Annotated in this window: 9 protein-coding genes; all 9 read left to right on the top strand. The window is 71.8% G+C overall.

Translation table 11 applies throughout. The features are described from left to right. Positions 1-13 precede the first annotated feature (13 nt). The 9 genes from ACFYY6_RS08800 (at position 14) to ACFYY6_RS08760 (ending at position 11,766) form a co-directional block, all read left to right on the top strand. Complete coding sequence (locus ACFYY6_RS08800) at positions 14-604, top strand: septum formation initiator family protein (protein ID WP_351523889.1); 591 nt, start codon at positions 14-16, stop codon at positions 602-604. Positions 605-608: 4 nt separating this feature from the next. Then, positions 609-2,591, top strand: a complete 1,983-nt coding sequence (locus tag ACFYY6_RS08795; RefSeq protein WP_351523887.1) for a penicillin-binding protein 2 — start codon at positions 609-611, stop codon at positions 2,589-2,591. A gap of 17 nt (positions 2,592-2,608) precedes the next feature. Then, positions 2,609-4,336 (top strand): UDP-N-acetylmuramoyl-L-alanyl-D-glutamate--2,6-diaminopimelate ligase, encoded by a 1,728-nt coding sequence (locus ACFYY6_RS08790; RefSeq protein ID WP_389192299.1) that lies wholly within the window; start codon positions 2,609-2,611, stop codon positions 4,334-4,336. A gap of 4 nt (positions 4,337-4,340) precedes the next feature. Further along, positions 4,341-5,747, top strand: a complete 1,407-nt coding sequence (gene murF, locus ACFYY6_RS08785; RefSeq protein ID WP_389192296.1) for a UDP-N-acetylmuramoyl-tripeptide--D-alanyl-D-alanine ligase — start codon at positions 4,341-4,343, stop codon at positions 5,745-5,747. Then, complete coding sequence (mraY, locus tag ACFYY6_RS08780) at positions 5,744-6,814, top strand: phospho-N-acetylmuramoyl-pentapeptide-transferase (protein WP_351523881.1); 1,071 nt, start codon at positions 5,744-5,746, stop codon at positions 6,812-6,814. Before murF ends, mraY begins: the two co-directional genes overlap by 4 nt. Beyond that, entirely contained in the window at positions 6,811-8,280 is a 1,470-nt protein-coding gene (gene murD, locus ACFYY6_RS08775; RefSeq protein WP_351523902.1) for a UDP-N-acetylmuramoyl-L-alanine--D-glutamate ligase, read from the top strand. The genes mraY and murD overlap by 4 nt, the downstream gene beginning before the upstream one ends. Before the next feature lie 100 nt (positions 8,281-8,380). Continuing rightward, on the top strand, positions 8,381-9,826 hold the full coding sequence (gene ftsW / locus ACFYY6_RS08770; protein WP_351523879.1) for a putative lipid II flippase FtsW: 1,446 nt from the start codon (positions 8,381-8,383) through the stop codon (positions 9,824-9,826). A gap of 6 nt (positions 9,827-9,832) precedes the next feature. Further along, positions 9,833-10,927 (top strand): undecaprenyldiphospho-muramoylpentapeptide beta-N-acetylglucosaminyltransferase, encoded by a 1,095-nt coding sequence (murG, locus tag ACFYY6_RS08765; protein ID WP_351523877.1) that lies wholly within the window; start codon positions 9,833-9,835, stop codon positions 10,925-10,927. Positions 10,928-10,977: 50 nt separating this feature from the next. After that, positions 10,978-11,766: a cell division protein FtsQ/DivIB gene (locus tag ACFYY6_RS08760; RefSeq protein ID WP_389192291.1), complete on the top strand. Its 789-nt coding sequence runs from the start codon at positions 10,978-10,980 to the stop codon at positions 11,764-11,766. Positions 11,767-11,906 lie beyond the last annotated feature (140 nt).

Raw genomic sequence — 11,906 nt, 5'->3', positions numbered from 1 at the left:
GCGGGGCGGGGCGGTGAGCGGACCGGCCCGGCAGGCGAGGGGGCGGGCCGCGCGGCTCGCCCGGCTGATGCCGTCCGGTCCCAGCAACGCGGCCCGTACCCCCTTCGTCCTGCTCGTCGTCCTGCTCCTCGGCGGCGGTCTGATCGCGCTCCTGATGCTCAACTCGGCCATCAACGAAGGATCGTTCAAGCTGAGCGAGCTGAAGAAGCGGACCACCGAGCTGACCGACGAGGAGCAGGCCCTCCAGCACGACGTCGACGGCCTCTCCAGGCCGGACGCGCTGGAGCGGCGGGCCCGCGAACTGGGCATGGTGCCCGGTGGCAGCCCCGCCTTCCTCGGGCCGAACGGCAAGGTGCGGGGCGTACCCGACGAGGCCACTGCCGAACCGGCCCCCGAGCCCACCACCGCACCGCCGCGCAAGCCCGTCCCCCCCGCCTCCGGGACGGCGACCGCGACCGCGCGGGCCACCGACCCGGTACCGGCCTCGCCCGCCCCCTCGGCGACGGCCGTCCCCACGGGCGCCATCCCCCCGGGCGCCGCCCCGAACCCCTCCGCCGGGCCGAGCACCCCGGCGGACCAGCCCTCGACGAGCCCCGGCAGGTGACGCAGTGCCGCCCAAGGAACCACCGCGCCGCCGGGTCCCCGGCCCCGCACGCCCGCGCGGCTCCGCAGGGGGCAAGGGTCGCCCCCGACCCGCACCCCGCAGGCCCGCGCCCTCTGCGTCCCGCTCCCGCGCGCCCCGCAACCGACCCGCGCGCCGCCTGCGGCTCGGCAGTCCGCGCCCCCGCCTCCGCCTGGTCGGCCTCACCCTGACGCTCGTCATGCTGGTGTTCGTGGTCCGGCTCCTCCAGGTCCAGGCCGTCGACGCCAACGCGTACGCGGCCAAGGCCGAGGTGAACCGCTACTTCAAGCACACCGTCGCCGCCGAGCGCGGCCAGATCACCGACCGCCGCGGCGTCGCGCTGGCCACCAGCGTCGACGCGTACGACATCACCGCGGACCCGTCGATGTTCACGCCCGAGTTCAGCAAGATCCCCGACGCGCCCCGGCAGGCGGCCGAACTCCTCGCCCCGATCCTCGGCGCCGACGTCACCGAGCTGACCGCCAAGCTGACCGGTAAGGGCCGCTACGCCGTCCTGGCCCGCCGGCAGACCCCGCAGGTCTGGAACCAGATCAGGGACCTCAAGTCCGTCTTCGCCGAGAAGGCGGCCAAGGACAAGGCGGCGGGCGGCCCCGGGGGCAATGTGCTGGCGGGCGTCTTCCAGGAGGCCACCACCAAGCGGGTCTATCCCAACGGGGGACTCGCCGCCGGGATACTGGGCTACGTCAACGCCGAGGGCAAGGGCGCGGGCGGCCTGGAGGCGCAGCTGAACAAGCAGCTCGCGGGCGAGGACGGCACGATCAGCTACGCCCAGTCCGGCGGCCGGAGGGTGCCCACCGCGGGCACCAAGGAGGTTCCGGCCGTGCCCGGCTCCGACATCGAGCTGACCATCGACCGCGACATCCAGTGGGCCGCCCAGCAGGCCATCACCGCCCAGGTGAAGAAGTCCAAGGCGGACCGCGGGTACGTCGTCGTGCAGAACACCAGGACCGGCGAGGTCCTCGCCATGGCCAACGCGCCCGGCTTCGACCCCAACGACCTCTCGAAGGCCGATGCGGCGTCCCTGGGCAACGCGGCGCTCCAGGACGCCTACGAACCCGGCTCCACCAGCAAGGTCATGTCCATGGCCGCCGTGCTGGAGGAGGGCGTCGCCACCCCCGGCACCCACGTCACCGTCCCGAACCGGCTGCACCGCGGCGACCGGCTCTTCAAGGACGACATCGACCACCCCACCTGGTACCTGACGCTCAACGGCGTACTCGCCAAGTCCAGCAACATCGGCACCATCCTGGCCACCGGCGAACTCGGCGAGACGCAGGCCGAGGCCAACCGGGTCCTCTACTCCTACCTGCGCAAGTTCGGGATCGGCTCGCCGACCGGACTCGGCTACCCGGGCGAGACCCCCGGCATCCTCGCCCAGCCCGGGGACTGGTCGACGTCGCAGCAGTACACGATCCCGTTCGGCCAGGGCCTCTCGGTCAACGCGATGCAGGCCGCCTCCATCTACTCGACGATCGCGAACGGCGGCGTCCGCATCGCCCCCACGCTGGTACGCGGCGCCAAGGGCCCCGACGGGCGCTTCGAGTCCGCGCCCGAGCCGAAGAAGACCCGGGTGGTCGGCGAGAAGACCGCCAAGACGCTCGCCGCCATGCTGGAGTCGGTGGTCGGCGACGAGGAGGGCACCGGGACGAAGGCGAAGATCCCCGGCTACCGGGTGGCGGGCAAGACCGGTACGGCCAACCGGGTCGATCCCGTACGCGGCGGCTACCGCGGCTACACCGCGTCCTTCGCGGGCTTCGCACCGGCCGACGATCCGCAGGTCACCGTCTACTGCGCGATTCAGAACCCCACCAGGGGCAGCTACTTCGGCGGCCAGATCTGCGGGCCGATCTACAAGGAGGTCATGGAGTTCGCGCTGAAGACCCTCCAGACCCCGCCGTCCGGCCGGCCGCCGGCCAGGCTGCCGGTGTCCTTCGAACCCGGCCAGTGAACACGGGGACCCGATCAGTGACGACCATCACCCCCGATCCCGGGAACCGGAACGGGAACCACCGGGACCCCGGCCCCTCACTTCGCGAGAGGCCGGGTGAGCCCGGTACGCTCACCGCCGTGCCCCACGCTGATCAGTTCCAAACCACCCAGAAGGCCGCCCCCGTGAACCAGCCGGGAGCGCCCCGCCCGGATCGGCTCAGGCCGACGCCGCTCGGTGAGCTGGCAGCCCGGCTGGGAGTCGAGCCGCCGGGGACCGCCGAGGTCACCGGCATCACCCACGACTCCCGGGCGGTCCGCCCCGGCGACGTCTACGCCGCTCTGCCGGGTGCCCGCTTCCACGGCGCCGACTTCGCCGCCCAGGCGGCCGGCCTCGGAGCCGCGGCGGTCCTCACCGACCCGGCCGGAGCCGAGCGCGCCGCCGCCACCGGACTGCCGGTCCTGGTCACCGAGGACCCGCGCGCCCGTATGGGCGAACTCGCCGCCGAGATCTACGGACGTCCCGGCGAGGACCTCCTGCGGATCGGCATCACCGGAACCTCCGGAAAGACCACGACCGCGTACCTCGTCGAGGGCGGCCTGCGCGCCGCCGGCCGGGCCACCGGACTGATCGGCACGGTGGAGACGCGGATCGGCGACGAACGCATCAAGTCCGAGCGCACCACCCCCGAGGCCACCGACCTCCAGGCGCTGCTCGCCGTGATGCGCGAGCGCGGGGTCGACGCGGTGACCATGGAGGTCTCCAGCCACGCGCTGGTCCTCGGCCGGGTCGACGGATGCGTCTTCGACGTCGCGGTCTTCAACAACCTCAGCCCGGAGCACATGGAATTCCACTCCGGGATGGAGGACTACTTCCAGGCCAAGGCGCAGCTCTTCACCCCGCGCCGCAGCCGGCAGGGCGTCGTCAACTTCGACGACGCCTACGGCCGCAGGCTGGTCGCCGAGGCGTCGGTCCCGGTCGTCACCTTCTCCGCCGAGGGCCACCCGGACGCCGACTGGCGTGCCGAGGACGTCGAGGTGGGCCCGCTGGGCTCCACGTTCACCGTCGTCGGCCCCAAGGGCGAGTGGATCGCCGCCAGGGCCCCGCTGCCCGGCCCGTTCAACGTGGCCAACGCCCTCGCCGCCGTCGTCACGCTCGCCGTCGCGGGCCTCGACCCGCAGACCGCGGCCGACGGCGTCGCCGCCGTCCCCGGCGTCCCCGGGCGGCTGGAGCGCGTCGACGCCGGGCAGGACTACCTCGCCGTCGTCGACTACGCGCACAAGACCGACGCCGTCGAGTCCGTGCTCCGTTCGCTGCGCAAGGTCACCCGGGGCAGGCTGCACGTCGTCCTCGGCTGCGGCGGCGACCGCGACACCACCAAGCGCGGCCCGATGGGCGCAGCCGCGGCCCGGCTCGCCGACACCGCCGTACTGACTTCGGACAACCCCCGTTCCGAGGACCCGCTCGGAATCCTCGCCGCCATGCTCGCGGGCGCCGCCGAGGTGCCCGTCCACGAGCGGGGCGACGTCCTGGTCGACGCCGACCGGGCCGCCGCCATCGCCGCCGCGGTCGCCCGAGCCGAGCCCGGTGACACCGTGCTGGTCGCCGGCAAGGGCCACGAGCAGGGGCAGGACATCCATGGCGTGGTACGCCCCTTCGACGACCGCGTGGTCCTGCGCGCGGCCATCGAACGCTCCCTGGGACACGGCGGCACCTCCGGGACCGCCGACCGCGCCCACACCCACGAGAACAACAGTCAGGGATGACCAAGTGATCGCCCTTTCCCTCGCCGAGATCGCCGAAATCGTCGGCGGGCAGCCACACGACATACCCGATCAGGCAGCGGTCGTCAGCGGGCCCGTCGTCATCGACTCCCGAGAGGTGGAGCAGGGCAGCCTGTTCGCCGCCTTCGTCGGAGAGCGGGTCGACGGCCACGACTACGCGCAGCGCGCCGTCGAGGCGGGCGCGGCAGCCGTGCTGGCCGCCCGCCCCGTCGGTGTTCCGGCGATCGTCGTCGACGACGTCGTGGCCGCGCTCGGCGCGCTAGCCCGCGTCGTCGTCGGCCGCCTCGGCACCACCGTCGTCGCCCTCACCGGCTCCGCGGGCAAGACCTCCACCAAGGACGTCATCGCCCAACTCCTCGAACGCAAGGGCCCCACCGTCTATCCGGCGGGCAACCTCAACAACGAGATCGGCCTGCCGCTGACCGCGTTGCGCGCCACCGAGGAGACCCGGCACCTCGTCCTGGAGATGGGTGCGCGCTACATCGGCGACATCCGCTACCTCACCGGTCTCGTCCCGCCCCGGATCGGCCTCGTCCTCAACGTCGGCACCGCCCACATCGGCGAGTTCGGCGGCCGGGAGCAGATCGCCCGGGCGAAGGGCGAGATGGTCGAGTCCCTGCCCGAGGACGGCGTCGCCGTGCTCAACGCCGACGACCCGCTCGTCCGCGCCATGACCTCCCGCACGAAGGCACGGGTGCTGCTCTTCGGCGAGGCCGCGGAAGCGGACGTACGGGGCGAGAACGTACGTCTCACCGACGACGGCCGCCCCGCTTTCACCCTCCACACACCCACCGGGTGCAGCGATGTGACGATGCGCCTGTACGGTGAGCACCACGTGTCGAACGCGCTCGCCGCGGCCGCCGTCGCCCATGAGCTGGGCCTGTCCGCAGACGAGATCGCCGAAGGGCTCTCCGAGGCGGGCACCCTCTCCCGCTGGCGCATGGAGGTCACCGAGCGTCCGGACGGCGTGACGATCGTCAACGACGCCTACAACGCGAACCCCGAATCCATGAAGGCAGCGCTGCGCGCACTGGCCGCCATGGGGAGGGGCCGCCGTACGTGGGCGGTGCTCGGCCCCATGGCCGAGCTGGGCGACGCCTCGCTCGCCGAGCACGACGCGGTCGGACGGCTCGCCGTCCGGCTCAACGTCAGCAAGCTCGTCGCGGTGGGGGGCAAAGAAGCCTCCTGGCTGCAACTGGGCGCATACAACGAGGGTTCGTGGGGTGAGGAGTCGGTGCACGTGTCCGACGCACAGGCTGCGGTCGACCTGTTGCGCAGTGAACTGCGCCCGGGAGACGTCGTGCTGGTGAAGGCGTCCCGGTCGGTCGGCCTGGAGCAGGTCGCCATGGCACTGCTGGAGAACGCGTCCGAGGGCGAGGTCGCCGGCCGATGAGGCAGATCCTGTTCGCGGGGGCCATCGGGCTCTTCCTGACCCTGGTCGGAACTCCGCTGCTGATCAAGCTGCTGGCCCGCAAGGGATACGGCCAGTTCATCCGGGACGACGGCCCGCGCACCCACGGGTCCAAGAAGGGCACCCCCACCATGGGTGGGATCGCCTTCATCCTGGCCACGATCATCGCGTACTTCCTGACGAAGGTGATCACCGGCGAGCCGATGACCTTCTCGGGCGTTCTGGTGCTCTTCCTGATGGCCGGCATGGGCCTCGTCGGCTTCCTCGACGACTACATCAAGATCGTCAAGCAGCGTTCGCTGGGTCTGCGGGCCAAGGCGAAGATGGCGGGCCAGCTGATCGTCGGTGTCGCCTTCGCGGTGCTCTCGCTCCAGTTCGCCGACGGTCGCGGCAACACCCCGGCCTCCATGAAGCTGTCGTTCGTCACGGACTTCGGCTGGTCGATCGGCCCGGTGCTGTTCGTCGTCTGGGCCCTGTTCATGATCCTCGCCATGTCCAACGGCGTGAACCTCACGGACGGCCTGGACGGCCTGGCCACCGGCGCGTCCGTGATGGTCTTCGGCGCGTACACGTTCATCGGGCTGTGGCAGTTCCAGGAGTCCTGCGCCAACGCGGAGGCTCTGACCAACCCCAACGCCTGTTTCCAGGTACGCGATCCGCTCGACCTCGCCGTGGTCGCCTCGGCGCTGATGGGCGCCTGCTTCGGCTTCCTGTGGTGGAACACCTCGCCCGCCAAGATCTTCATGGGCGACACCGGCTCGCTCGCCCTCGGCGGCGCGCTGTCCGGCCTGGCGATCTGCTCCCGCACGGAGTTCCTGCTGGCCGTCCTCGGCGGTCTCTTCGTGATGATCACCATGTCCGTGGTCATCCAGGTCGGTTCCTTCAAGATGACCGGCAAGCGGGTCTTCCGGATGGCACCGCTCCAGCACCACTTCGAACTCAAGGGGTGGTCCGAGGTCCTCGTGGTGGTCCGCTTCTGGATCATCCAGGGCATGTGCGTGATCGTCGGCCTCGGACTCTTCTACGCGGGATGGGCAGCCGAGAAGTGAGCACAGTGGACTGGCAGGGCAAGCACGTCACCGTCGCCGGACTGGGCGTCTCCGGAATCCCCGCGGCCCGCGCGCTGCACGGCCTCGGCGCCGTCGTCACGGTCGTCGACGACGGGGACGACGAGCGCTCCCGCGCACAGGCCGCCGAACTGGAATCCTGGGCAGCGGCGCGAAGCGCCTCGGCCAAGGGTGGCGGCGGGCGACGGGTGGGCGGCATCACCGTCCGCCTCGGCGACGGGGCGACCCTGCCCGAGTCCACCGAGCTCGTCGTCACCGCCCCCGGCTGGAGGCCCGACAAGCCGCTGTTCGCCGCGGCCGCCGAGGCGGGCGTCCCGGTCTGGGGCGATGTCGAACTCGCCTGGCGGCTGCGCGGCCCCGGCGCCGCGCCCTGGCTCGCGGTCACCGGCACGAACGGCAAGACCACGACCGTACGGATGCTCGCCTCCATCCTGGAGGCGGCCGGGCTGCGCACCGCGGCCGTCGGCAACATCGGCGTCTCCCTCCTCGACGCCGTCCTCGGCGACGAGGAGTACGACGTCCTCGCCGTCGAGCTGTCCAGCTACCAGCTGCACTGGGCGCCCTCGCTGCGCGCCCACTCCGCGGCCGTCCTCAACCTCGCCCCCGACCACCTCGACTGGCACGGCTCCATGGAGGCGTACGCCGCCGACAAGGGCCGGATCTACGAGGGCAACCGCGTCGCCTGCGTCTACAACGCGGCTCAGAAGGCGACCGAGGACCTGGTCCGCGAGGCGGACGTCGAGGAGGGCTGCCGCGCCATCGGCTTCACCCTGGGCACGCCGGGCCCCTCCCAGCTGGGTGTCGTCGACGGCATCCTCGTCGACCGGGCCTTCGTGGAGAACCGGCACGAGCAGGCCCAGGAGCTCGCCGAGGTCTCCGACGTCGTCCCGGCCGCCCCGCACAACGTCGCCAACGCCCTGGCGGCTGCGGCCCTCGCCCGCGCCTTCGGCGTCGAGCCCGCGGCGGTGCGGGACGGCCTGCGGGCCTTCCGTCCCGACCCGCACCGCATCGAGCACGTCGCGGACGTCGCGGACGTCGCCTACGTCGACGACTCCAAGGCCACCAACACGCACGCCGCGGAGGCGTCCCTCGCCGCCTACGACCCGATCGTGTGGATCGCCGGCGGCCTTGCCAAGGGCGCTTCCTTCGACGAACTGGTGACCGGTGCCGCCGGGCGGCTGCGGGGCGTGGTGCTGATGGGCCGGGACCGGGCGCTGATCCGCGAAGCCCTCGCGCGACACGCCCCCGAGGTCCCGGTGGTCGACCTCGACCGGACCGACACTGGGGCGATGCCCGAGGCGGTCCGCGAGGCGGCCCGGCTCGCCGGGCCGGGGGACACCGTCCTGCTCGCCCCGGCCTGCGCCTCGATGGACATGTTCGTCAACTACAACAAGCGGGGCGAGGCGTTCGCGGACGCGGTCCGCGCGCTCGCAGCCGAGAGCGACTGACGGGGCCGGCCTCCGCGCCGTGTTGTGTCCGCACGACCGGGCGCGGGAGCCCGGCCCTCGGCGGCGGCCCCGGGCACGCACAGTGGAGGGGACAGCGACAATGCCGGCCGAAGAGAGCTCTGCCGCAGTGGCCCGTGGGAACCGCCCACGGGTCCCCGCGGCGATCAGCCGGGCACTCGCCCCGCCCCTGCCCGCGGGCGCCGGGGCACCCCTCGGACCCCTCCTGCGGGTCCGCTCCGCCACCGGTCCCCGGCGCCCCGCCGCACCCCGCCCCAAGGGCCGTACCGCCGGTTCGCCCCGCGCCCCTCGCGGCGGCGCGGCACGGCGGCTGTACGAGCGGGCACGGCGGGCCTGGGACCGTCCCCTGACCGCGTACTACCTGATCCTGGGCGCAGGCCTGCTGATCACCGTGCTCGGCCTGGTGATGGTCTACTCCGCCTCGATGATCAAGGCCCTGGAGCTGAACAAGCCCGGCGGCTACTTCTTCCGCAAGCAGTTCCTCGCCGCCGTCATCGGCGCCGTTCTGATGGCGGTCGCCGCCCGGATGCCCGTCAAGCTCCACCGGGCGCTGTCCTACCCGCTGCTCCTGGGAGCCGTCTTCCTGATGGCGCTGGTCCAGGTGCCGGGGATAGGGATGTCGATCAACGGCAACCAGAACTGGCTCTCGCTGGGCGGCCCCTTCCAGCTCCAGCCCAGCGAGTTCGGCAAGCTCGCGCTGGTCCTGTGGGGCGCCGACCTGCTCGCCCGCAAACAGGACAAGCAACTGCTCACGCAGTGGAAGCACATGCTCGTGCCGCTCGTCCCGGTCGCCTTCCTGCTCCTCGGGCTGATCATGCTCGGCGGTGACATGGGCACTGCGATCATTCTCACGGCGATCCTGTTCGGACTGCTCTGGCTGGCGGGCGCCCCCACCCGGCTCTTCGGCGGGGTGCTCGCCTTCGCCACCGTGATCGCCTTCGTGCTGATCAAGACCAGCCCGAACCGGATGTCCCGGCTCGCCTGCGTGGGCGCCACCGACCCGGGCCCCGACGACTCCTGCTGGCAGGCCGTGCACGGCATCTACGCCCTGGCCTCCGGCGGATGGTTCGGTTCCGGGCTCGGCGCGAGTGTGGAAAAATGGGGTCAACTGCCTGAACCGCACACCGACTTCATCTTCGCCATCACCGGGGAGGAACTGGGGCTGGCGGGGACGCTGTCGGTGCTCGCTCTCTTCGCGGCTCTAGGCTATGCGAGTATCCGCGTGGCCGGACGCACGGAGGACCCCTTCGTGAGGTACGCCGCGGGAGGCGTGACCACCTGGATCATGGTGCAGTTCGTGATCAACATCGGTGCGGTGCTCGGCCTGCTGCCGATCGCCGGTGTCCCGCTCCCGCTGTTCTCCTACGGAGGGTCGGCCCTGCTGCCGACCATGTTCGCCGTCGGGCTGCTGATCGCGTTCGCGCGAGAGGAACCCGCCGCGAAGGCGGCCCTGGCCATGCGGAGGCCCGGGGTGAGATGGAAGACGATGAGACGGCGCGTCAAGAAGCGTCCGTCCGGAGAGCGGTGAATTTCGGTGCATGTCGTACTCGCCGGCGGGGGGACCGCCGGCCACATCGAGCCCGCGCTCGCCCTCGCGGACGCCCTGCGCAGGCAGGACCCGACCGTGGGGATCACTGCCCTCGGCACGGAGCGCGGACTCGAGACCAGGCTCGTACCCGAGCGGGGGTACGAACTCGCCCTCATCCCGGCCGTACCGCTGCCGCGCAAGCCCACCCCGGAACTGATCACCGTCCCGGGACGGCTGCGCGGCACCATCAAGGCCGCCGAGCAGGTCCTGGAGCGCACCAAGGCGGACTGCGTGGTCGGCTTCGGCGGCTACGTCGCCCTGCCCGGCTATCTGGCGGCCAAGCGCGCCGGTGTGCCGATCGTCGTCCACGAGGCCAACGCCCGGCCCGGTCTGGCCAACAAGATCGGCTCGCGGTACGCCCACGGGGTCGCCGTCTCCACCCCCGACAGCAAGCTCCGCGGCGCCCGTTACATCGGCATCCCGCTGCGCCGGACCATCGCCACCCTGGACCGCGCCCGGGTCCGTCCCGAGGCGCGTGCCACCTTCGGCCTGGACCCCAACCTGCCGACGCTGCTGGTCTCCGGCGGCTCCCAGGGCGCGCGCCGCCTCAACGAGGTGGTCCAGCGCGTCGCCCCGCTGCTCCAGCGCTCCGGGATCCAGATCCTGCACGTGGTCGGCCCGAAGAACGAACTGCCGCACGTCGACAACATGCCCGGTATGCCGCCGTACATCCCGGTACCGTACGTGGACCGGATGGATCTCGCGTACGCGGCGGCCGACATGATGCTCTGCCGCGCGGGCGCGATGACCGTCGCCGAGCTCTCCGCCGTCGGGCTGCCCGCCGCCTATGTGCCGCTGCCCATCGGCAACGGCGAACAGCGGCTCAACGCGCAGCCGGTGGTGAACGCGGGCGGCGGCCTGCTGGTGGACGACGCGGCGCTCACCCCCGAGTGGGTGCAGGGCAACGTCCTCCCGGTGCTCGCCGATCCGCACCGGCTGTACGAAATGTCCCGCGCCGCCGCCGAGTTCGGTCGCAGGGACGCCGACGACCTGCTCGTCGGGATGGTGTACGAGGCGATTGCCGCACGCCGAGGCGTGTGAGGCGGACGGGTCCGGGGGCACGGCTCCCGGACCCGGTGTGAGGAGCGAGCGTGGCCGGACCGACGACCGCCCAGCGCGGTGCAGCGCAGCAGAAGGACTCCCCGGCCGACCCGCCGAGCCCCGAAGGGCGTTGGCGGCCCAGCCGTGTCCAGTCGATCGTGACCGGCGTGCTGGTCCTGCTGCTAAGTTCGGGAGCCGTCTGGGCGCTCTACGGCTCGTCCTGGCTCCGGGTCGAACGGGTCAGGACGACTGGTGTCGACGTGCTGACCCCGGCCGAGGTCGAGGCCGCCGCGGCGGTGCCGATCGGCGCCCCGCTCATCTCCGTGGACACCGACGCCATCGCCGACCGGTTGCGCCAGAAGGTGCGTCGTATCGACTCGGTGGATGTCGTGCGGTCATGGCCGCACGGAATCGGACTTAAAGTGACCGAACGGCAGCCGGTCCTGCTGATGAAAAAGGGTGCGAAGTTCGTCGAAGTGGACGCGAAGGGCGTGCGTTTCGCGACCGTGGACAAAGCGCCCAGGCGCGTACCGATCCTGGAACTGACTCCTCGTCAGTCGGCCGGTCTGCGCCGCTTCGGCAGCGATCGGCTGGTACGGGAGGCGGTCCGGGTCGCGGGCGGACTCCCGGGCGATGTCGCCAAGGACACCGAGGTCGTACGGGTCACCTCGTACGATGCGATCTCCCTGGAGCTCACCCGGGGCCGTACGGTGAACTGGGGCAGCGGCGAGGACGGGTCGGTGAAGGCCGAGGTCCTCACCGCTCTGATGAAAGCCGCCCCCAAAGCGGGACACTTCGATGTGAGTGCGCCCACCGCCCCTGCGGTATCGGACGGTTGACGCGCATGTGGCCTGGCCAGCACCCTGGTTGGTCAGCGCTACGGGTGATCACATAGGGTGAAAAGAAAAACGGGAGGTTCGGCGTGTTCGTTGAACACGCGCCACTTGTCGACTTAGTGTCCTGTTCGGAAGAGTCCATG

The organism is Streptomyces sp. NPDC001750, from assembly GCF_042892615.1.
In the GTDB taxonomy this organism is placed as follows: Bacteria; Actinomycetota; Actinomycetes; order Streptomycetales; family Streptomycetaceae; genus Streptomyces.
The sequence above is the reverse complement of the archived record's forward strand: the minus strand, read 5'-3'. Positions and strand labels throughout refer to the sequence as shown.

What these genes read in the sequence shown, in the direction of transcription:
- ftsW (WP_351523879.1), top strand. Translation starts at nt 8,381, where the DNA reads ATGCCGGCCGAAGAGAGCTCTGCCGCAGTGGCCCGTGGGAACCGCCCA.
- mraY (WP_351523881.1), top strand. Translation starts at nt 5,744, where the DNA reads ATGAGGCAGATCCTGTTCGCGGGGGCCATCGGGCTCTTCCTGACCCTG.